Genomic DNA, 21,244 nt, shown 5'->3' with positions numbered 1-21,244 from the left:
GAATTTCCTGACTTCGGAACGGCGCCGCGGCTTTCTGGCGGGCGCGGCCGGGACCCTACGCCTGACCCATGGCGTGTCGCCTTAAAAAAATTCATGAAAGCGGTCGTCGCTCGCCAAGCGGCGCCTTTAAGGTCAGCTTCGCATCGAAGGAGATCGAATGGCGGGCGGACACGGCGGCGGCGACTACAAGGATCTGGTCGTCTTCCTGGCGGCGGCGGGGGTGGTCGTACCCCTGTTCAATCGCTGGAAGATCAGTCCCGTGCTGGGTTTCCTGGCGGCCGGGGTGCTGCTGGGGCCCGACGGTCTGGGCCGGTTCACCGATGTCGCCCCCTGGCTGTCCTGGTTCACCATCGGCGACCCAGGTCAGCTGGCCCAGCTGTCGGAGCTGGGCGTCGCCTTCCTCTTGTTCATGATCGGGCTGGAGCTGTCGTGGGAACGACTGAAGGCCATGCGCCGCCTGGTCTTCGGCTTCGGCATGATGCAGGTCGCCCTGTGTTCGACGGTCCTGGCCGGCGCCTTCATGCTGCTGGGCCAACCCTTCGCCGGGGCGGCAGTCCTCGGCATGGGTCTGGCCCTGTCCTCGACGGCGGTGGTCCTGCCGGTCATGGCCGAGCGCAACCGCATGCGGGGCGCGGTCGGTCGCTCCACCTTCGCCGGCCTGCTGGCCCAGGACCTGGCCGTCGCTCCGATCCTGATCACCGTCACCGTCCTCACGACCCTGACGGCGGCGGGCGGAGACCTCTCGCCGACGGTGCTGGGGCCAGCCCTCCTGACCCTGGCGCCGGCCGCCTTCGGCATGGCGGTCATCGTGCTGGTCGGCCGCCTCGGTCTGAGGCCCCTGTTCCGCTCGGTGGCCAAGAGCCGGTCGCGGTCGCACGGCGGCAGTCGCGAACTGTTCGTCGCCCTCTGCCTTCTGGTCGTGGTCGGGGCGGGCGTCGCGGCCGAGGCGTCCGGCCTGTCGATGAGCCTGGGCGCCCTGATCGCCGGCGTCCTTCTGGCCGAGACCGAGTACCGCCGCGAGATCGAGGTCAATATCGAGCCCTTCAAAGGTCTCCTGCTAGGCGTCTTCTTCGTCGGCGTCGGCATCGGTCTGGACCTCGACGTGGTCGCGGCCGAGCCGGTGCTGGTCTTCGGCCTGGCGCTGGGCGTCATCGCCATCAAGGCCGTGCTGATCTTCGGCCTGGCCAAGGTCTGGGGCCTGTCGGCGCGGGCGGCGGTCGAGACGGCGTTGGTCCTCGGTCCGGCCGGGGAGTTCGCCTTCGTCATCGTCAACACCAGTCTCGTGGAGGGGGCGGCCACGCCCGCCTTCACCCAGGCCGTCCTGATGGCGGCCACCATCAGCATGTTCGCCGTGCCCCTGGTCGCCCTGCTGGGCGAGCGCCTGGCCAGGTCCGCCCCGGCCACGCCCCTGTTCGCCGTCTCGCCCGAGGCCGAGCCGGAGACCAAGGGCGCCTCGGTCCTGATCGTCGGCTTCGGCCGGGTGGGACGTCTGGTCGCGGAGATGCTGAAGGAGCACGGCCAGACCTTCATCGCCGTGGACGCCGACCCCGGTACGGTCGCGGCCGGTCGTCGCGACGGCTACGACGTCTCCTATGGCGACGCGGCCCGGTCGGAGATGCTGGCGCTCTGCGGCATCGCCGACATCAAGGCTCTGGTGGTCACCATGGACGCCCCGACCAAGGTCGACGAGGTGGTGATCGCGGCCCGCGCCCTGAGGGAGGATCTGGTCGTCATCGCCCGCGCTCGCGACGACCGCCACGCCGCCCGTCTCTATGGTCTGGGCGTCACCGACGCCGTGCCCGAGACGACGGAGGCCAGCCTGCAGCTGGCCGAGAACACCCTGGTCGATCTGGGCGTGCCCATGGGCCTGGTCCTGGCCTCGATCCACGAGCGGCGCGACCAGTTCCGGGCCGTCTTCCAGGCGGCGATCCCGGAGGATCGGCGCAATCGCGCGACCCGCGCCCTGCGCTCCGGCCTGAAGGCTTAACCAGAAACCCGACCCATTTTGGTCATCGTTCCGTGATGAAAGCCCGGCTTCCCCCTGGGGCTCGGCATTGCACGGGTCGTTGGTGCGCGTCCGAAATCCGGCGCATCGACCCAGTCGCTGTCCCTTCTGTCCATCTGTTTCGCGGACCCCCCGCCGTGAAGCGTCAGCTACAGAGTAATCGTGTTCATGCGTGAGTCCGCGCCGACCGTCGCCCCCTCCACCGATACGCAACCCCGCCTGAACCGCCGTCAGGCCGCCAAGGTCCGGACCCGCCAGAAGGTGCTCGACGCCGCTCGCGGCCTGTTCGCCGAGCGGGGCTACGAGCCCGCCACCATCCGCGACATCGCCAAGGGCGCGGGCATGTCCACCGGCGCCGTCTTCGCCAACTTCCAGGACAAGGCCGAGCTGTTCGAAGCCGTCCTGACCGAGGACATGGCCGGTCTGGCCGAGGTCATGCTGAACGGCGCGGGCGACGGCTCGACCCGCGATCGTCTGGTGAACGCCCTGACCGCCGGCTATCACGGCTCGATCGACCAGCTGCCGCTGTTCCAGGCCATCGTCGCCCGCTCGTGGTTCCAGCCGGTCGCCGCCGAGACGCGCCAGCGCGCCGCGACGCAAGGCCTGACCGACGTCATCTCCGACATCCTGCGTGCCGGCATCGGCAAGGGCGAGATCAAGCAGGACGCCGACGTCTCGCTTCTGACCGAGCTGACCTGGGACGCCTATCTGTCGAACTACCGCCGCGCCGCCTACGACGGCTGGACCGTGGACCAGCTGGCCGACCACATCGGTCGCCAGGTCGACACCCTGCTGGCCGGCGTCAGCGCCAAGTGAGTTCAGTGGAAGAGCGCTAGCTCTTCCACTTCAGCACCGCCGGCTTGACCGGATTGGAGAAGCCGCGCCCCTCAGCGCGGCTTTTCTGCCATTCGCGCTTCAGCTGCTGGTACCATTTCGCCTGTTTGTCGGCGTCGTCGATCCAGATCAGGGCGGGGTCGTAGCGCAGCCCCTCGTTCTGCAGGTTCACCATCCCGCCGTCCTGCTTCAGGAAGGCGACGACCCCCATCCGCAGGAAGGGTTTGGCGATCCCGAACACCCAGTGGTCGGACCAGAAGATCTGGGTGATCCGCGTCTTCGTCTCGGTGATCGGCGTCAGACAGGTCAGGGCCAGGACCTGTTTCTCCCCCACCTGGATATGCTCCCAGCGATAACCGGGCAGGCGGAAGGTGATCTCGGTCGCCGGGGCCCCGCCCAGGATCTTGTAGGCGCGAGAGTTCGAGGACGGGGCGTGGCGCACCATGGCGAAGCCCAGCTCGCGCGGTTCGAACGATTTCGACTTCTCGTGCATCGAATGTTCGGAGCGCCACCACCACTGTTGATGGACATAGGGGCCGTGGGCGGGGTCCATCAGGCCCACGACCGCGTGGTCGATATGGCTGTCGAAATCCATCCATTCGACCAGTTTCGCATCGCCGCCGACCACGCCGGGGAAGGTCGGGGGCGGGTGGTCGGGTTCGGCGTCCGAACGCGGGTCGGACCTCAGCCAGACGAAGACCATCCCCTGGCTCTCGACCACCGGATAGGAGCGCACCTTGATCCGCTCGGGCTCGAAGGCCTGATCGTCCACCAGCGAGGGAATGGCGGCGCAGACCCCGTCGGTGCGGAAGCGCCAACCGTGATACGGGCACTCCACCGTCTCCGGCTCACCCGCCTTCTGCACCAGCCGACCGGCCGAAAGCGGCGCGGCCCGGTGGGGGCAGATGTCCCGCATCGCATAAACCTGACCGTCGCGTCGCCGCCCGATCAGGACCGGCTCGCCCAGCAGCTCGTACCGCTTCAGCGAGGCCTCTGCGACATCGCGTGACAGGGCGGCGAAATACCAGGTGTCCAGCACGAACCCCTTGCCGAAGGCGGCGGGCGGGGCCTTGGCTTCAGGCAGGTGGGCGGGGCTGTCGGCGGGCGTCATGGGAACAGTCTAGACGCCGCTGCGGCTTTCGTCATTCTTCCGCCTTGTCGAATGCATCCGATGTCGCCAACTGCGACGACTAGGGTCAGAATGGCCGGCAAAGTCCGGCCGCAATCAGGAAGACGCACATGGACAGCCAGATCCTCACCGGCCTCGTCGCCGCCCTCGGCCTGCTGGCCAATTTCGCCGGCGTCGGGGAAGCCTCGGCCGACGAGATGATGGAGTCGATGCGTCAGGACGGTCACGCCCAGCACGCCGACCACGGCCATCATCACGCCGACTTCGCCTCCGACCGCCTGCATGTCCGGGTGGACGGCGAGGCGGGACCCGGCGTGCGCGACATCATCCTGATCCCCGGCCTCTCGTCCTCGCCCGAGATCTGGCAGGGCACGGTGGATCATCTGGGCGCCGGTTGGCGCGTTCACCGCATCCATATCCAGGGCTTCGCGGGGGCCCCGGTCGAGGGCAATGCGGAAGGCCCCGTCGCCGCCCCGGTGGCCGAGGAGATCGCCCGCTACATCGCCGAGAACAACCTCGACAAGCCCGCCGTCGTCGGACACTCCATGGGCGGGACCATCGGCCTGATGCTGGCCGCCCGTCATCCGGACGCGGTCGGCAAGCTGATGGTCGTGGACATGGTGCCCTTCATGGGGGCGATGCTGGCCCAGCCGGGCGCCGAACCCACGGCCGAAAGCGTCGCACCCGCCGTCCGGGCCATGACGGCCCAGTCCCGCGCCGCCAGCGACGCGGACTATCGCACCCGCGCCGCCGCCATGGTGACCGGCATGATCCGCACAGAATCCAAGCGCGCCGGTCCGCTGGAGGACACGGCGACCAGCAACCGCGCCACCTCGCAGAACGCCTATGAGGAGCTGCTGTCGACCGACCTGCGTCCGGAACTGGCCCGGATCACCGCGCCGACCGAGGTGCTGTATGTCGCTTTCGACTATCCCGGCATGACGCCCGCCATGACCGACGGCATCTACCGGATGTCCTTCGCTGGCCTGCCGGGCGTGGAGCTGAAGCGGATCGACAACAGCGCCCACTTCATCATGCTGGACCAGCCGGCGACCTTCTACGCCGACCTGGACGCTTTCCTGGCCGAATGACCGGACCTGAGGACGCCGCCGCCGACATCGTCGATCTCTACGACCGGCGGGCGGCGGACTGGGTCGCCGATCGGGGTCGCGCCCTGACCGAGGCGGACCGGATCTGGCTGGATAGGCTCGCCGAGCGCCTTCAACCCGGCGACGCGGTGCTGGACGTCGGCTGCGGTTCGGGCCGTCCCATGGCGGCGGCCCTGATCGAGCGGGGCTTTCGCCTCACCGGCGTGGATTCCTCCGCCGGCCTGATCGCCCATGCAAAGGCCGACCTGCCCGAAGGCCGCTTCATCCAGGCCGATATGCGGACCCTCGACCTCGGCGAGGCCTTCGCCGGCGTCCTCGCCTGGCACAGCCTGTTCCACCTGTCCCCGGCCGATCAGAGGATCGCCCTGCCGCGTCTTCTGGCCCACGCGGCCCCACGCGCCTCGATCCTGTTCTCGTCCGGCCCGCGCGAGGGCCACGTCGTCGGCGACTGGAGGGGCGACCCGCTCTATCACGGCAGCCTTGACCCGGAGGCCTACGAGACGCTTCTCACGTCACAGGGGTTTGTGGTTGAATCCGGCGTCTGGGCGCAGGATGGCTCGGCCTGGCTGGCCCATCGGATGGACGGTCGTTAACCCCCGCGCCATCGTTTCGGCGGAAAGCCGCATCACGCTGACGTGAACTCTTCATTCGCCGTTCACCACAACGGCGTTCTAGGTATCAGCGACGAACGGCCATGACGGCCGGGGCTTCTGAGGATGTCGATGGCCGGTCCGGGTTTCGGAAACAGGGGTGGCGGCGGTGCGGCCAAGGCGCCGCGCACGCGACTGCAGCAGGTCCTATACTGGGGATCGGTTCTGGCCGTCTGGGGTCTGATCTTCCTGGTCGTCTTCTTCGCCGTCTTCGCGCGCGGCCTGCCGGACACCTCGGCGCTGTACGACATCGATCGCCAGCCCTCGATCACCTATCTGGACCGCAACGGCGCCCTGATCGCCACGCGCGGCTCGCAGCAGGCGCCGCCCGCCGATCTGGACGCCCTGCCGGACTATGTCCCGGCCGCCTTCATCGCCATCGAGGACCGCCGCTTCTACTGGCACCCCGGCTTCGACCCGATCGGGATGAGCCGGGCCATGGTCTCGAACATGCGCGCCGGGCGGATCGTCCAGGGCGGCTCCACCCTGACCCAGCAACTGGCCAAGAACCTGTTCCTGACGCCCGACCAGAACATGCGCCGCAAGGTGCAGGAGCTGATGCTGGCCGTCTGGCTGGAGATGAAATTCTCCAAGAAGGAAATCCTCGCCCTCTATCTGAACCGGGTCTATTTCGGCGCCGGCGCCTATGGCATCGAGGCGGCCTCGCAACGCTATTTCGACAAGTCGGCGCGCGAGTTGACCGTCGGCGAGGCCGCGCTTCTGGCGGGCCTTCTGAAGGCGCCCAGCCGCTATTCGCCCGTGTCCGAAAGCAAGCGCGCGGCGACCCGCGCGACGGTCGTTCTGGACGAGATGGAGGACGCCGGCGTCATCACGGCCGAACAGCGCGCCGCCGCCGTCCTGGAGCCGGTCCGCGTCTCGCGCACCCTGGCGACCCAGCACGCCCAGTATTTCATCGACTGGCTGGACAAGGAGATCCGCGGCCTGGTCGGCGAGCCGACCGAGGACATGATCGTCGAGACGACCCTGGACCTGACGCTGCAGACCGCCGCCGAGCGCAACGTCCGCCGCATCCTGGACCGGGACGCCTCGCGCGGGGTCGAACAGGCCGCCCTGGTCGCTCTGGACGGCGACGGCCGGGTGCGCGCCATGATCGGCGGCGCCTCCTACGCCGACAGCCAGTTCAATCGGGCCACGGACGCGCGCCGTCAGGCCGGCTCGGCCTTCAAACCCTTCGTCTATCTGGCGGCGGTCGAAGCCGGCTATACGCCCCAGACCCCGGTGGTGGACGAGCCGATCCGCATCGGCAACTGGAGCCCGCGCAACTACTCCGGCAACTTCATCGGCCAGACGACCCTGGCCAACGCCGTGGCCCAGTCGACCAATACCGTCGCGGCCTATGTCGCCGACCAGATCGGTCGCGACAGCGTGGCCCGTGCGGCGCGTCGTCTCGGCATCTCGTCCCGCATCGGTCTGGAGCCGGCCATGGCGCTCGGCGCCGTGGAGGTGTCGCCCATCGACATGGCCACCGCCTATGACGCCTTCGCCAACGGCGGACGCCGGGTCGAGGCCTACGGCATCAGCCGTATCCGCACGCCGCAGGGGCGCGTCATCTACCAGCGCGCGGCCCGCGACGCCGCCTCCGGCCAGGCGATCAACAACCCGTCCCTCTACTACATGAACCAGATGCTGAGGGGCGTGGTGACCTCGGGCACCGCACGCTCGGCCGCCATCTCGGGCCGCGACATCGCCGGCAAGACCGGCACGACCTCGGACTACAAGGACGCCTGGTTCGTCGGCTACACCGGCGGCTTCGTCACCGCCGTCTGGGTCGGCAAGGACGACAACACCGCCATGCGCGGCGTGACCGGCGGCGCGGCCCCGGCCGCCATCTGGAAAGGGTTCATGGAGGCGGCCCTGCCGCGCCTGAACGTCCAACCCATCCCCAACGGCCCGCCCATGCCCGAAGGCTGGGTCGCGCCCGATCCGGTCGGCGACCTGATCGGCAGTGTGGAGGATCCCTACGGCGACTCCACCATCCTGCCGGGCGGTGTCGATCCCAATCAGGGCCAGCCCTACCAGCCCCAGCCGGCCGAACAGCCGCGCCGCGACGCCGTCCCGACGGCCCCCGTCCGCCGCGACGATCCGCCGGACCAGCGCCCGGAACCGGCCGCCCCGCCGGAAAAGGAAGCCAGCCCTCTGTTCTTCTGAGGCGAGCCTAGCGCCCCACGGCGTGCAGCGCGGCCCCATGCTCGCGCAGCCAGGCGCGGAACGGCCGGTGGTCGCCGACCAGCCGCTTCACCACCGACCAGTAGGCCGGGCTGTGGTCGGCGTGGACCAGGTGGGCGACCTCATGGGCGGCCAGATAGTCCAGCACCTCGGGCGGGGCCATAATGACCCGCCAGGAATAGCGGATCGACCGCGTGTGAGGGCTGCAGGACCCCCATCGCGACCCTGCGTCGTTGATCGAAATGGTCACGGGCCGCTGGGCTAGGGCGTGCAGATGGACCTCGGTGCGGACCGCCAGCGCCTCTCGCGCCAGTCGCTTCAGAAGATTGATCACCCGCCGGGCGAAGGCCTCGCCCTCGCCGCCGGAGACGATGCGAACCCCCTCCGGTCCCTCGACCAGACGCGCGGCTCCGGCGCCACCGGTCGCCTCCAGCCGGATCGTGCCGCCCCTGAACGGAATGACCGCGCCGGGCTCCAGCGCCGTGCCCTCGACCCGCGCGGCCAGCCGTTCGGCGATCCAGACGGATTTGGAGCGGGCGAAGGCGACGGCATCCGCCAGCCGCCGTTCGGACGGGGCGATGGCCACGGCCTCGCCCTTCCTCGCGTCGATGCGGATCGAGATGCGCCGGGCGCGCGGATTGACGCTCAGTCGGAGGGCGTGACCGCCCTCAAGCGGCAGTCGCTGACCGGTCTGGTACTGCGCAGAGCTTTTCATTCGCCGCGATGAAGTCCCGGGTGCGGGGGTAGATTTCCTCGCGGAAGCGCCGCCCGTTGAAGACGCCGTAGTGGCCGACGCTGGGCTGGACGTAAAGCACGCGACGGTCGTCCGGGATGTTGGTGCAGATGGTGTGCGCCGCCTGGGTCTGGCCCACGCCCGAGATATCGTCCTTCTCGCCCTCGACGGTCATCAGGCCGATGTCCGTGATCTTGGTCAGATCGACCCGCTCGCCGCGATGCTCCAGCAGGCCGCGCGGCAGGAGGTGGGACTGGAAGACGATGTCGATGGTCTGGAGATAGAACTCTTCGGTCAGGTCCAGCACCGACAGATACTCGTCGTAGAATTCCTCGTGCTTCTCGACCCCGTCGCCATCGCCGGCGACCAGGCTCTTGAAATAGTCCCAGTGGGCGTCGGTGTGGCGCTGCTCGTTCATCGACATGAAGCTGTAGAGCTGCACGAAGCCCGGATAGACCGCCCGGCCGAAGCCCGGATAGGGCCAGGGCACGGTGTGGATCATGTTGGACCTGAACCAGGTGAAGGGCTTCTCCTCCGCCAGCTGGTTCGTCACCGTCGGCGACAGGCGCGCGTCGATCGGCGAGCCCATGAAGGTCATCGACGCCGGACGGTTCGGATCGTTCTCCGCCGCCATCACGGCCGCGGCGGCCAGAACCGGCGGTCCGGGCTGGCAGACGCCGACGACATGGGCGCGCGGGCCGATCTGGGCCAGCATGGTGCGGACGTGGTCGATATAGTCGTGGAAGTCGAACCGGCCTTCCAGCATCGGCACCTGACGGGCGTTGATCCAGTCGGTGACATAGACGTCGTGGTCCTGAAGGAAGGTCTCCACCGTGCCGCGCAGCAGGGTGGCGTAGTGGCCTGAGAGGGGGGCGACGATCAGGACGCTGGGGGCCGCGACCGGCTTCTTGGCGCGTTTCAGGTCGCCGACGTTGCGGGCGAACCGCACCAGACGCACCCACGGGCTCTGCCAGATGACCTGTTCTGTGGTGCGCACCGACTGGTCGTTGATCGTGACGACCTGCAGACCCCAGTCCGGCTTGCCGTAGCGGCGCGTGACGCTCTCGAACAGCTCGGCCGAGGCATAGGCCGTGCGCCCGATCGCCGTCTGCGAGGCCGGGTTATAGGGCGAGGTCCAGAATTTGCGCGCGAACTGCGCCCCGATCCGGAAAGGCTGCGCCGACTGATAGGCGAGCTCGTGAAGTGCGTAGAGCATGGAATCCCATTCTAGCCCGGCGGAGACTGGATAGCACCATAGATCGGACCGCATCGCAAAACGTTAGCGACGCGAAACTTTGACGGTGTTGACTTGGATTCGCAGCTTGTTCGATGGATGACGTGACGCTAGCACAACCCAGAGAACTTATGGTTTCCGTTGGAGTTGTCAGTGCAGGATACGGATGCGGACTGGGCGCTGTGGGGTGAAATGGACCCCTACTTCGGGGTGCTCTCTCAGGACAAGTACCGCCGCCAGAACCTGACCGAAGACACGCTGGACGAGTTTTGGGCCGGCGGCGTCAGCCAAATGGAAGAAATGGCCGGCCACATCCGGCGCGGGTTTGGCGAGTTCCCCCGCGCCACGGCCCTGGACTTCGGGTGCGGGGTCGGACGCCTGACGCGCGGCATGGCGCGGATGTGCGACCATGTGGTCGGTCTGGACGTGGCGCCGGGCATGATCGCCGAAGCGCAGAGGGACGCGCCCGAGAACACCGAATATCTTCTGGAGCTGGGCGACCAGACCTTCGACTGGGTCAATTCGATCATCGTCTTCCAGCACATCCCGCCGGTGCGCGGCTACGCGATCCTGGAAGACCTCCTGTCGCGCATCAATCCTGGCGGCGTCTTCAGCCTGCACCTGACGCTCTACAAGGACGCCAGCTTCATGCCCTATCTGGCCGGTTCGCTGCGTGCGGCGCGCTTCGACGGCGAGCGGATGGAGGTCCTGGGGGTGGAGCCGTCCCCGCGCGGCGCCATGATGATGTACGACTACGACATGACGCGGCTGATCGAGATCACCGCCCGCCACGGCTTCCACGCCCTCCTGACCCTGCACACCAACCATGGCGGCTGCCATGGCGCGATCCTGTTCGGTCGCAAGGGGGCGTAAGGCCCGGCGCCTACCCGCGCGCCTTCACCCTGCGGATCAGCTGGGCCGACCGCTCCGGCCCCAGGTCGTGGCCGAGGGCCGAGCGGAACTGGCCGTCCGGACCCATCAGATAGACGGTCAGGGAGTGGTTCATCACATAGTCCTCGCCCTCTCCGACCTTCTGGTAGTAGGCGCGGTAGACCTTGGCCGCCTCGGCGATCTGTTCCGGCGTACCGGTCAGGCCGATGACGCCGGGCGGGAAGCCGTCGGATTCGAGATAGGTCTTCAGCGCCTCGGGCGTGTCCCGCTCCGGGTCCACCGAGATGAAGACGATCTGCAGGTCGGCCGCGTCCGACCCCAGCAGCTGACGCGTCGCCTCCAACGAGGTCAGGGTCGTCGGGCAGTAGTCGGGGCAGTAGGTGAAGCCGAAGAAGACCAGGCTCCACTTGCCGTCCAGCATCGTCTGATCGACCGGCTGGCCGTCCTGATTGACCAGCTGGAACGGCCCGCCGACGGACGGCTGGCCGGTCAGGGTTCCTTCCGAGACCGCATCGGCCCGTTCCCGCCCCTGAACCACGATTACCGTGACGGTGGCCAGGGCGGCGGCGATGGCGACGCAGGCGCCGGCGAACAGCAGGATGGAACGGCGTGGCATGGTGTCTCTCCGGGCCGACAGACGGCTGCGAGGCGTCTATAGACAAGACGTGAGCCAGAGCGAAGTCCAACCCCTTCCGCACGACCCCGTGTCGCAGTTCCCGCCCCCGGCGCCGACCTGGGCCAGTCTGCCGCGCCGCAGTCGGGGCCTGTCCCTGCGCACCCTGATCATTCTGCGCTGGCTGGCCATCGTGGGTCAGACCGCGACCCTGATCGTGCTGGACACCCTGTTCCACTTCCCCCTGCCGCGCTGGCAGTGCCTTCTGGTCATCCTGGCCAGCGTGATCGTGAACCTCCTGGCCATGGGGCGGCTGCAACGGGTCGACAGCCGCCTGCCGGACGGACGTCAGACGGGCATCCACCTGGGCTTCGACATCCTCCAGCTTTCGGCGCTTCTGGCCTTCACCGGCGGGCTGGAGAACCCCTTCTGTCTTCTGCTGGTCGCCCCGGTGACCGTGGCGGCGGCCTCGCTTCCGGGGCGTCAGGCCCTGGTGCTGGGGCTGATGGTGCTGGCCTCGACGACGGCGCTGTTCTTCTGGTCCATGCCCCTGCCGTGGCAGCACGGCTACAGCATCCACCTGCCGACCCTCTATCGCTTCGGCATCGGTCTGGCCCTCATAACTGGGGTGGTCTTCACCGCCGCCTATGCCTGGCGGGTGGCGGCCGACGCCGAGAAGCTGGAATTGGCCCTGGCCACGACCCAGGACGTGCTTCAGCGCGAACAGAGGCTGGCGGCGCTGGGCGGCCTCGCGGCGGCGGCGGCGCATGAACTGGGCACGCCCTTGGCGACCATCCAGGTCGTGGCCAAGGAGCTTCTGCGCGCCTCGCCCGCCGACGGCCCCATCGCCGAGGACGCCCGGCTTCTGCTGCAACAGGCCGAGCGCTGTCGCGACATCCTGAAACGCCTGTCCCAGCGGCCCGAGGACGGCGACCCCCTCTATACGGAGATCGGGCTGAAGGCCCTGCTGAACGAGGTCGTCGACGCCCATCTGGGCTTCGATCTGGACATCGACGTCGCCGTCCACACGCCCCAGGGCATGCCCGAGCCCCAGGTCAAACGCCTGGCCGAGGTCGTCCACGGCCTCAGCGCCCTGGTCGAGAACGCCGCCGACTTCGCCGCGTCATCGGTCCTGGTGCGGGCGACGGCCGACGCCGACTGGATCACGGTCGATGTGCTGGACGACGGCCCCGGCTTCGCGCCCGACATCCTGCCCCGCCTCGGCGAGCCCTATGTGACCAGCCGGCCGCAGGGGAAGTCCCGTCAGGCCCTGACCGCCCAGCTGGCCGCCGCGGCCGCCGCCGCACGCCCGGCCCGGCGTGGAAAATCGGCGCCCCCTCCGCCGCCGGAGCCCGACATCATCCCCAGCCAGGGCGGCATGGGGCTGGGCTTCTTCATCGCCCGCACGCTTCTGGAACGCACAGGCGGCAAGGTCATGGTGGGCCAGGGGGAGGGTGGTCCGGGCCTCAACAAGGGCGCCCGCGTCACCGTCCGCTGGGACCGTCGGGCCCTGGAACTGAACCCCTGACGCCTGCGCTTCATCGCCGCACCGCTTGACCCGCCCGTGCCAGAAGCCGACTTGGTGGGTAGGAGAACTTTCCATGACGACCGCTGCCGCCGCCCTGCCCGCCAATCTCGAAGACCGGATCGCCGGGCTTCATGACCGCACCCTGTTCCTGCTCGACGACGATCAGGCGCTGCGCACCCGCATGGGTCGGGCCCTGGAGGCGCGCGGGTTCGAGGTCACGACCGCCGGATCGGTCGGCGAGGCCGTCGAGCTTCTGCGCAGCCACCAGCCGGCCTTCGCCGTCCTGGACATGCGGCTGGAGGACGGCAACGGCCTCAGGATCGTCGAGGCGATCCGCGAGCGCCGCGACGACGCCCGCATCGTCATGCTGACCGGCTACGGCGCCATCGCCACGGCCGTCGCGGCGGTCAAGGCCGGCGCCGTCGACTATCTGTCCAAGCCCGCCGACGCCGACGACGTGGTCAAGGCGCTTCTGGCCACGGGCGATGCGCCCGAGCCGCCGGAAAACCCGATGAGCGCCGACCGGGTCCGCTGGGAGCATATCCAGCGCGTCTACGAGCTCTGCGACCACAATGTCTCGGAGACCGCGCGTCGCCTTGGCATGCACCGCCGTACGCTCCAGCGCATCCTGGCCAAGCGCGCCCCGCGCTGACGTCTTTCGGCCTCGCGGGGACCGGCGGGAAGACTGCGCCTTAAATCCAGCGCGATCCGTGCTAAAAGGCGTGTTCCCCTTCACCCAGGATCACCGCCCGTGAGCATCACGCTCGACCTGTCGCGCACCTCGACCCCGGCCGAGAAGCCGCCCGTCAACCTCAGCGGTCTGACGCGCGCGGGCCTGCGCCAGGCGTTGATCGACGCCGACATCTGTCCGCCCGAAAAGGCCAAGATGCGGGCGTCTCAGGTGTGGAGCTGGATCCACCACTATGGGGTGACCGACTTCGCGGCCATGACCAATGTGGCCAAGGACACCCAGGCGAAACTGGCGGCCGCCTTCACCCTGAACCGCCCCGAGATCGTCGAGCGTCAGGTGTCCAAGGACGGCACGCGCAAATGGCTGATCCGCACCGCGCCGGGCATCGAGATCGAGGCGGTCTATATCCCGGACGTCGGTCGCGCCGGGGCGCTTTGCGTCTCGTCGCAGGTCGGCTGCACGCTCAACTGCACCTTCTGCCACACGGGCACCCAGAAGCTGGTCCGCAACCTGACCGCCGCCGAGATCGTGGCCCAGGTCCAGGTGGCGCGCGACGACCTCGGCGAATGGCCGTCGCCCAAGGAAGACCGTCGCCTGTCGAACATCGTCTTCATGGGCATGGGCGAGCCGCTCTACAATCTGGACAATGTGTCGGACGCCATCGACATCATTTCGGACAACGAGGGCATCGCCCTGTCGCGCCGCCGGATCACGGTCTCGACCAGTGGCGTCACGCCCCAGCTTCAGGCGCTCGGCGAACGCACCCAGGCCATGCTGGCGATCAGCCTGCACGCCACCAACGATCCGCTGCGCGACGTCCTGGTGCCGTTGAACAAGAAGTTCAATCTCGAGACCCTGATGGCCGAGATCCGCGCCTATCCGGGCCTGTCGAACGCGCGCCGGGTGACGTTCGAATATGTGATGCTGAAGGGCGTCAACGACAGTCCGGAAGAGGCCCGCGCCCTCTTGAAGCTGATCGAAGGCATCCCGGCCAAGGTGAACCTGATCCCGTTCAACCCCTGGCCCGGCACGGACTACCAGTGCTCGGACTGGAAGACGATCGAACGCTTCGCCGCCATCCTGAACAAGGCCGGCTACGCCTCGCCCATCCGCACCCCGCGCGGCCGGGACATCCTCGCGGCCTGCGGCCAGCTGAAGTCCGAGAGCGAGAAGGTCCGGGCCTCGGCGCTCAGAAAGGCCGAACAGGCGGCGGCTTAGGACTTCTTGGTCGACCGGTAGGCCACGCGTTCAATCACCAGGCCGACAAGTCCTCCGGAGATCGCCAACATTATGCGGCTTGGGTCGATCGCGCCCGTCCATGAGGAGGGAGGCCACAACAGGCTGACTCCATAGACCGCGAACGTGCCGAACAGAATGGCGATAAGCGGCCCCCGCACGCCTCGGTTCTCCAGAACCGTCCAGACGGGGCAGCCGATGACGAGAAGACCAAGGCTCCAGATGATCGTGGCGATGACGAAGACCGATGTCGCGAACCCTGCGACTCGCTGCGCCTCGGGGACACTGGCCAAACCCGGCAACGGGGTGATGGCATAGTTGAAGGCGAAAACAGCCGCAGTCATTAGGCCGCCACTGGCAGCTCCCGCCCCAAACCCAAGAATTGGGTGCTTCAACATACGCAAACTCATCGCCCTGCCTCCGCGAGCGCCGCGCGCCGCCCGACCATCGCCTCCGGCGTCCGCACGTCCCAGGCCAGACCCAGCCGTTCCAGAATCTGGATGAACCGCCAGCCCCAGTCGCTCTGGCCCGGATAGAGGCCGATCCGGGCCGAGCCCGGGTAGGCGTGGTGATTGTTGTGCCAGCCCTCGCCCATGGTCAGGACGGCGGCCCAGGGGACGTCGTGGGCCTGAACCCCCGCGTCCTTGACCAGCCAGGTCTGCGGCCCGTGCGTATGGGCCAGATGGCCGACGAACCAGTGGCCGACGACCGAGGCGGTGATGCGGGCGCAGACGCCCCAGACCACGAAGCTCCAGCCGCCCATCACGTACAGGACGATCGCAATGGGGACCTGTTGCAGCATCCAGGTGCGTTCGAGGAAGCGATAGAAGCGGTCCCGCCCGATGCGGCCGAAGTCGAAGGCCGGCGGGCGATCCAGAACCAGACGCCCGTGCATCTGCCAGATCGCGTCGATCAGCATCGGTTGCCGGTTGGACAGGTAGTCGTGGCAGTCCGGCTGACGCTGGGCCCAGTCGCGCAGGTCGTGGGCGCGGATCATCCAGAACGGCCCGCTGATCCCCACGACCGTTCCGACCCAAACCAGGCCATGCTCCAGCCACAGCGGACATTTGAAGCTGCCGTGGATCATGCGCCGGTGAAAGCCGACCGAATGGCCGAGCAGCAGCCCCGCCCCGGTCGTGACGACGAAGATCGCGAAGGCCGCCGGACCGATCGTCAACGGCCCGGCGATCAGGGTCGCCGCCATCATCCCGCCATTCCACAGCGAATGCAGCGGATCCCAGACGACGCGCCCGGCGACCGGATCGCATCCGGGCGTCTCGATCAGGCTGTTGACGGCGCAGGGGTCGAGAGGATCGTGCATCGGCATTCCCTTTCGTATTTAAGGAATACCTTAAATCACTAAACGTACCTCTGGCAAGCCGTTCGCAAATCACTTAAATAAGACACCATGCAACGCGTGTTCGAAGCCCTGTCCAGCCAGATCCGGCGCAAGATGCTGGCCTATCTGGCCCATGCCGACCTGACGGCCGGCGAGATCGCCGCGCGGTTTGAAATCTCCAAGCCCGCCGTCAGCCAGCATCTGACCGTGCTGGAGAACGCCGGCCTGGTGACCAGTGAGAAAAAGGGCCAGTTCGTCCACTACAGCCTGGTGCCCGACCACCTGGCCAACACCCTGTCCAGCTACGCCCAGGAAGTCTGCCCGGTCTCCAAGCCTCTGAAGGCCGAAAGCGCCGCCATCGCCAAGGCGCGCAAGAGCTAGGGTGTCGCCGCACGGCGATCATATAAAGACATCCTTATATGATTGTTGCCCTGCGCCTCTGCGCGGGCTATAGGCGCGCGCAATCCTGAGATTTCGAGCACGCGCCCAAGGAGCCTCCATGCCCGACTATATCGTCCGCGACATCAGCCTCGCCGCCTTCGGCCAGAAGGAAATCGCGATCGCCGAGACCGAAATGCCCGGCCTGATGGCGCTGCGTTCGGAGTTCGGCGCCCAGCAGATCCTGAAGGGCGCGCGCATCGCCGGCTCGCTGCACATGACGATCCAGACGGCCGTCCTGATCCAGACGCTGGAAGCCCTGGGCGCCGAAGTGCGCTGGGCCTCGTGCAACATCTTCTCGACCCAGGACCACGCCGCGGCCGCCATCGCCGCCGCCGGCACCCCGGTCTTCGCCACCAAGGGCGAGACGCTGGAAGAATACTGGGACTACGCCCACAAGATCTTCGAATGGCATGACGGCGGCTATCCGAACCTGATCCTGGACGACGGCGGCGACGCAACCCTGCTGTGCGTGCTGGGTCCGAAGGCCGAGAAGGACATCACCCTGCTCGACAACCCGACCAACGAAGAGGAAGAAGCCCTCTACAAGGTCATGAAGCGCTACATCGCCGAGAAGCCCGGCTTCTACTCGGCCATCCGCGACGCCATCGGCGGCGTGTCGGAAGAGACCACCACGGGCGTCCACCGCCTGTACGAAATGGCCAAGAAGGGCGACCTGCCGTTCCCGGCCATCAACGTCAACGACAGCGTCACCAAGTCCAAGTTCGACAACCTGTACGGCTGCCGTGAATCGCTGGTCGACGCCATCCGTCGCGGCACCGACGTCATGCTGTCGGGCAAGGTCGCCGTGGTCTGCGGCTACGGCGACGTGGGCAAGGGCTCGGCCGCTTCGCTGCGCCAAGGCGGCGCCCGCGTGATCGTCACCGAGATCGACCCGATCTGCGCCCTGCAGGCCGCCATGGAAGGCTATGAGGTCCGCACCCTGGAAGACGTCGCCGACAAGGCCGACATCTTCTGCACCGCCACGGGCAACAAGGACGTCATCCGCGTCGAGCACATGCGCGCGATGAAGAACAACGCCATCGTCTGCAACATCGGTCACTTCGACTCGGAGATTCAGGTCGCCGGCCTGAAGAACTTCAAGTGGGATGAGATCAAGCCGCAGGTGCACCACATCGAGTTCCCGGACGGCAAGAAGATCATCCTTCTGTCGGAAGGCCGTCTGGTGAACCTGGGCAACGCCACGGGCCACCCCTCGTTCGTGATGTCGGCGTCGTTCACCAACCAGACGCTGGCCCAGATCGAACTGTGGACCAACATCAAGGCCTACGAGAACCAGGTCTACACCCTGCCCAAGCACCTGGACGAGAAGGTCGCCGCCCTGCACCTGGGCAAGCTGGGCGCCCAGTTGACCGTGCTGGCCCAAGACCAGGCCGACTACATCGGCGTGCCCACCGAAGGCCCGTTCAAGCCGGATCACTATCGTTACTAAGTAAGGGCGCTACCGCTTCGCCCGCGGGGCTCCGCTACTTGAGCGCGGGCGGTGTGTGAACAGACCAAGGGGCGGCCCGGCGACGGGTCGCCCCTTTTTCGTGCGTGCAGCCAAGCTCGCCCTGATGCGTTCCGTCCGCCTTGGGGCCGAGGACATCGCGTGACATTACAACAGGGTCTGGCCTTCGGGCTTGTCGGCCTGACGATCGGCGCCTTCATCTGGGGGCGGTTCCGCTATGACCTGATCGCGGTCTGCGCCCTGCTGGCCGGGCTGGCGGTCGGGGTGATCCCGACCGAGGCGGCGTTCGACGGATTCCGCAACGACGTCGTCGTCATCATCGCCTGCGCCCTGGTGGTGTCGGCCGCCTTCGCCCGCTCTGGGATCGTCGAACTGGCGCTGCGTCGGATCATGCCGATGCTGAAGACCGAGCGCAGCCAGGCGCCGGTCCTGACCACCGCCGTCACCGTGCTCTCCATGGTGACCAAGAACGTCGGCGCCCTGGCCATCATGATGCCGGTCGCCTTGCAGGTCGCGCGCCGCACGGGGACCTCGCCCTCGCGCCTTTTGATGCCCATGGCGTTCGGGGCCATGGCGGGCGGCATGGTCACCCTGGTCGGGACAGCGCCCAACATCATCGTCGCCGAGGTGCGTCAGGAGATCCTCGGCCAGCCCTTCTCCATGTTCGACTATGCGCCGGTGGGTCTGGCCCTGACCGGCCTGGCCCTGGTCTTCCTCGCCTTCGGCTATCGGCTGTTGCCCAGGGACCGGCAGGGGGCCGTCAGCCTCAGCGCCGCCCTCTCGGCCAACGCCTATCTGACCGAGGCCTCCGTGCCCGAGGACTGGTCGCTGGGCCGCCTGACCCTGCACCAGCTGACCAGCCAGTGCGGCGGCGAGGAGGTGCGGATCATGGCCCTGATCCGCGACGGCAAGCGCCGGCCCAAGCCGCGCGGCAACATCGTCGCCACGGCCGGCGACGTCCTGTTGCTGGAAGGCGATCAGGAGGCGTTGAACGACTTCATCGCCCGTGCCCGGCTGAAGCTGGTGCGCGAGGACCGCCCCATCGCCCTGGACGCTCCCACCGACGACATCGCCGTGATCGAGGCGGTGATCGGCCGGAACTCGCCGCTGGTCGATCAGTCGGTGAAGGAGTCCGACCTCTACGGCCAGCACGGGGTCAACCTTCTGGGCGTCTCCCGCTCCGGCTTCGAACTGTCCCAGCATCTCCGGACCGCCAAGCTGCACGCCGGCGACATCATCCTGTTGCAGGGCGCCGAGCCGCGCCTGCCCGCCGCCTTGCAGGCGCTGGACCTCCTGCCCCTGGCCGAGCGGGAAATGCGGCTGGGAGGGGTGAGGAAACGCTATCTGCCGGCCGTGGTGCTGGCCGCCGCCATGACCCTGGTCGGGTTCGGTCTCGTGCCCGTGTCCATCGCCTTCTTCGGCGCGGCGGTGCTGATCGTGGCCCTGGGCGGCCTCAAGATGCGCGAGGCCTATGCCGCGTTGGACGGACCGCTGCTGGTGCTGGTCGCCGCCCTGATCCCGGTGTCCGACGCCATCCAGCAGACGGGCGGGTCCGACCTTATCGCGGAGCTGTTGTCAGGCGTCTTCACCGGCCTGCCGGGCGTGGTCGCGGTGGCGGGGGTGCTGTTCGCCTCGATGGCGGTGACGCCCTTCCTCAACAATGCGGCGACCGTCCTGATCGTGGCGCCGATCGGGGCGACCCTGGCCGGGCGGCTGGGGTTCAATCCGGACGCCTTCCTGATGGCGGTGGCGGTCGGAGCGGCGTGCGACTTCCTCACCCCCATCGGCCACCAGTGCAATACGCTGGTCATGGGGCCGGGCGGCTACCGGTTCGCCGACTATCCGAGGCTGGGCGCGCCGCTCAGCCTGCTGGTCCTGATCGCCGGACCGCCGCTGATTCTGTTCTTCTGGCCGCTCTAGGCCGCCAGAGCCATCGCGTCCGGACGCTCGCGTCCCGCCAGGCTGGTCTCGAAATCGGCCAGCAGGTCCAGCAGCTCCTCCGCCCCCGGCGCCGACTTGTCGCCGCCCATGCGGTAGCGCCAGAAGCTGACGATGTGCTGGATGGCGCCCAGACGTTCGCCCAGGCGCGCGAACAGGACCGGGGCGTCCTTCAGGAAGTCGCGGAAGGCGGTGGGACGTCCCTCCAGCGTCAGACCGCGGAAGGCGTCGTCATAGATGCGCAGCATGTCCGCCGTGGCCTCGCAGGTCAGGAGGATGCGACGGCGCACCTGTTCCTTGGCCCGATCGATATTGGCGTGCTGTTCGGGGTCGGTGCGGCCCCAGGGCTTCGCGCGGCGGACGCTGTCGACCACCCAGCCGATGTCGCCCGTGATCGCCTGCAGGGCCCATTTGTAATAGAGGAAGCCCTTCCAGCAGAAGATCCCCTCCTCGTACTCGTCGGGGCGCAGCATCAGGGTCTGGCCCAGGGCGCTCATGTCGTCGCCGGCCGAGTTGGACATGATCTTGGCCGTCAGCCGCGCCACCGGGTTCTCGGCCGCCAGATCCGCGCCCGGCCCCATCGACAGGTCGACCAGGGGGGTGATCTCGTGGGCCACGAACTCCGCCATCCGCATCAGGTCGGCCTCGGAGACGTTGAAGTAGCAGGGGTCCGGGGAATGGCCGTTCCGGCGCAGCTGTTCGCGCAGCAGGAAGGGGTCCAGGCTCGGCAGTTCGTCGATCAGGTCCAGCACGCGCCGGTCGGGATGGGTCGGCCCGATGCCCAGCGACTGTTCCAGCGTCTGGTCGAAGCCCATCTGGTCCACGAACAGATAGCGGCCGCCGACCCTCAGGTCCGAACCGTCGATGGGCAGGACGATCTTGGTCGCCACATAGCGGCGCACGCGGAACTCGTCGATCTCGTTGCGGCGCAGGCGGTGCTTGATGATGAGCGAGCGGTTCAGGGTCGCGTTCTCGAACAGGGGCGCATCGCGCCAGCCGTCCGTCCGCCCATGCTCGTGACTGACCCGCAGAAGGTTGAGCACCCGCGCCGTGGAGGCGGAGGTTCTCAGATTGTCCAGATTGCGGATCGCGCGGTCGGTCATTCGGGCTCCTGACGGAAACCGCCATGCCACGGTAAAGGTTAGGATGGCGCGCAGGGGTAGGGTTAGCTGGAGGTGAACGACGTTCAGGTTGTGGGCGCATGATGCGCCGTCGCAT

Annotated in this window: 19 protein-coding genes; 12 read left to right on the top strand and 7 right to left on the bottom strand. The window is 67.9% G+C overall.

Going from position 1 to position 21,244, the window contains the following annotated elements:
• Positions 1–157 precede the first annotated feature (157 nt).
• Both ACETK8_RS02905 and ACETK8_RS02900 read left to right on the top strand, forming a co-directional pair.
• Positions 158–1,987 (top strand): cation:proton antiporter, encoded by a 1,830-nt coding sequence (locus tag ACETK8_RS02905; protein ID WP_374038022.1) that lies wholly within the window; start codon positions 158–160, stop codon positions 1,985–1,987.
• Positions 1,988–2,173: 186 nt separating this feature from the next.
• Complete coding sequence (locus ACETK8_RS02900) at positions 2,174–2,821, top strand: TetR/AcrR family transcriptional regulator (protein WP_374038021.1); 648 nt, start codon at positions 2,174–2,176, stop codon at positions 2,819–2,821.
• Positions 2,822–2,837: 16 nt separating this feature from the next.
• Here the strand turns inward: ACETK8_RS02900 and ACETK8_RS02895 are convergent, their stop codons facing one another.
• Positions 2,838–3,950, bottom strand: coding sequence for a Rieske 2Fe-2S domain-containing protein (locus ACETK8_RS02895; RefSeq protein WP_374038020.1), 1,113 nt, complete (start codon positions 3,948–3,950; stop codon positions 2,838–2,840).
• 128 nt (positions 3,951–4,078) lie between these two features.
• On the opposite strand from ACETK8_RS02895, the gene ACETK8_RS02890 reads away from it, so the two are divergent.
• The 3 genes from ACETK8_RS02890 to ACETK8_RS02880 all read left to right on the top strand — a co-directional run bounded on the left by ACETK8_RS02890 (position 4,079) and on the right by ACETK8_RS02880 (position 7,896).
• Entirely contained in the window at positions 4,079–5,059 is a 981-nt protein-coding gene (locus ACETK8_RS02890) for an alpha/beta fold hydrolase (protein WP_374038019.1), read from the top strand.
• The gene (locus ACETK8_RS02885) at positions 5,056–5,670 is read left to right on the top strand and encodes a class I SAM-dependent methyltransferase (protein WP_374038018.1); all 615 of its coding nucleotides are present in this window, start codon (positions 5,056–5,058) and stop codon (positions 5,668–5,670) included. Before ACETK8_RS02890 ends, ACETK8_RS02885 begins: the two co-directional genes overlap by 4 nt.
• Before the next feature lie 129 nt (positions 5,671–5,799).
• The gene (locus ACETK8_RS02880; RefSeq protein ID WP_374038017.1) at positions 5,800–7,896 is read left to right on the top strand and encodes a transglycosylase domain-containing protein; all 2,097 of its coding nucleotides are present in this window, start codon (positions 5,800–5,802) and stop codon (positions 7,894–7,896) included.
• Positions 7,897–7,903: 7 nt separating this feature from the next.
• Here the strand turns inward: ACETK8_RS02880 and ACETK8_RS02875 are convergent, their stop codons facing one another.
• Together ACETK8_RS02875 and ACETK8_RS02870 are read right to left on the bottom strand one after the other, a co-directional pair.
• The gene (locus ACETK8_RS02875; RefSeq protein WP_374038016.1) at positions 7,904–8,629 is read right to left on the bottom strand and encodes a M48 family metallopeptidase; all 726 of its coding nucleotides are present in this window, start codon (positions 8,627–8,629) and stop codon (positions 7,904–7,906) included.
• Positions 8,583–9,863 carry a polyhydroxyalkanoate depolymerase gene (locus tag ACETK8_RS02870; RefSeq protein ID WP_374038015.1) on the bottom strand — a complete coding sequence of 427 codons (1,281 nt, stop codon included), beginning with the start codon at positions 9,861–9,863 and terminating at the stop codon, positions 8,583–8,585. Before ACETK8_RS02870 ends, ACETK8_RS02875 begins: the two co-directional genes overlap by 47 nt.
• Before the next feature lie 171 nt (positions 9,864–10,034).
• Here ACETK8_RS02870 and ACETK8_RS02865 point away from each other — a divergent pair, with 171 nt between their 5' ends.
• Complete coding sequence (locus ACETK8_RS02865) at positions 10,035–10,754, top strand: class I SAM-dependent methyltransferase (protein ID WP_374038014.1); 720 nt, start codon at positions 10,035–10,037, stop codon at positions 10,752–10,754.
• Positions 10,755–10,764: 10 nt separating this feature from the next.
• On the opposite strand, the gene ACETK8_RS02860 is transcribed toward ACETK8_RS02865, so the two are convergent.
• A complete protein-coding gene (locus tag ACETK8_RS02860; RefSeq protein ID WP_374038013.1) occupies positions 10,765–11,388 on the bottom strand; it encodes an SCO family protein in 624 nt (207 codons plus the stop codon).
• Between the two features lie 49 nt (positions 11,389–11,437).
• On the opposite strand from ACETK8_RS02860, the gene ACETK8_RS02855 reads away from it, so the two are divergent.
• The 3 genes from ACETK8_RS02855 to rlmN all read left to right on the top strand — a co-directional run bounded on the left by ACETK8_RS02855 (position 11,438) and on the right by rlmN (position 14,822).
• Positions 11,438–12,913, top strand: a complete 1,476-nt coding sequence (locus ACETK8_RS02855; protein ID WP_374038012.1) for an ActS/PrrB/RegB family redox-sensitive histidine kinase — start codon at positions 11,438–11,440, stop codon at positions 12,911–12,913.
• A 73-nt stretch (positions 12,914–12,986) separates the two neighbouring features.
• Complete coding sequence (locus ACETK8_RS02850) at positions 12,987–13,565, top strand: ActR/PrrA/RegA family redox response regulator transcription factor (protein ID WP_374038011.1); 579 nt, start codon at positions 12,987–12,989, stop codon at positions 13,563–13,565.
• 99 nt (positions 13,566–13,664) lie between these two features.
• Entirely contained in the window at positions 13,665–14,822 is a 1,158-nt protein-coding gene (rlmN, locus tag ACETK8_RS02845; protein WP_374038010.1) for a 23S rRNA (adenine(2503)-C(2))-methyltransferase RlmN, read from the top strand.
• Here the strand turns inward: rlmN and ACETK8_RS02840 are convergent.
• Positions 14,819–15,250 (bottom strand): hypothetical protein, encoded by a 432-nt coding sequence (locus ACETK8_RS02840; protein WP_374038009.1) that lies wholly within the window; start codon positions 15,248–15,250, stop codon positions 14,819–14,821. The genes rlmN and ACETK8_RS02840 overlap by 4 nt on opposite strands.
• Positions 15,247–16,161 (bottom strand): acyl-CoA desaturase, encoded by a 915-nt coding sequence (locus tag ACETK8_RS02835; protein WP_374038008.1) that lies wholly within the window; start codon positions 16,159–16,161, stop codon positions 15,247–15,249. Before ACETK8_RS02835 ends, ACETK8_RS02840 begins: the two co-directional genes overlap by 4 nt.
• 87 nt (positions 16,162–16,248) lie before the next feature.
• Here ACETK8_RS02835 and ACETK8_RS02830 point away from each other — a divergent pair, with 87 nt between their 5' ends.
• The 3 genes from ACETK8_RS02830 to ACETK8_RS02820 all read left to right on the top strand — a co-directional run bounded on the left by ACETK8_RS02830 (position 16,249) and on the right by ACETK8_RS02820 (position 20,008).
• Entirely contained in the window at positions 16,249–16,560 is a 312-nt protein-coding gene (locus ACETK8_RS02830; protein ID WP_374038007.1) for a metalloregulator ArsR/SmtB family transcription factor, read from the top strand.
• Positions 16,561–16,678: 118 nt separating this feature from the next.
• The gene (gene ahcY / locus ACETK8_RS02825) at positions 16,679–18,070 is read left to right on the top strand and encodes an adenosylhomocysteinase (protein ID WP_374038006.1); all 1,392 of its coding nucleotides are present in this window, start codon (positions 16,679–16,681) and stop codon (positions 18,068–18,070) included.
• Positions 18,071–18,229: 159 nt separating this feature from the next.
• Positions 18,230–20,008: an SLC13 family permease gene (locus ACETK8_RS02820; RefSeq protein WP_374038005.1), complete on the top strand. Its 1,779-nt coding sequence runs from the start codon at positions 18,230–18,232 to the stop codon at positions 20,006–20,008.
• Here ACETK8_RS02820 and ACETK8_RS02815 read toward each other — a convergent pair.
• Positions 20,005–21,129 (bottom strand): hypothetical protein, encoded by a 1,125-nt coding sequence (locus ACETK8_RS02815; RefSeq protein ID WP_374038004.1) that lies wholly within the window; start codon positions 21,127–21,129, stop codon positions 20,005–20,007. The two genes, ACETK8_RS02820 and ACETK8_RS02815, sit on opposite strands and share 4 nt — an antisense overlap.
• Positions 21,130–21,244: the final 115 nt, after the last annotated feature.

Origin of the sequence: Brevundimonas staleyi (assembly GCF_041893865.1) — a bacterium.
GTDB classification, from domain to species: domain Bacteria; phylum Pseudomonadota; class Alphaproteobacteria; order Caulobacterales; family Caulobacteraceae; genus Brevundimonas; species Brevundimonas staleyi.
The sequence above is the reverse complement of the archived record's forward strand: the minus strand, read 5'-3'. Positions and strand labels throughout refer to the sequence as shown.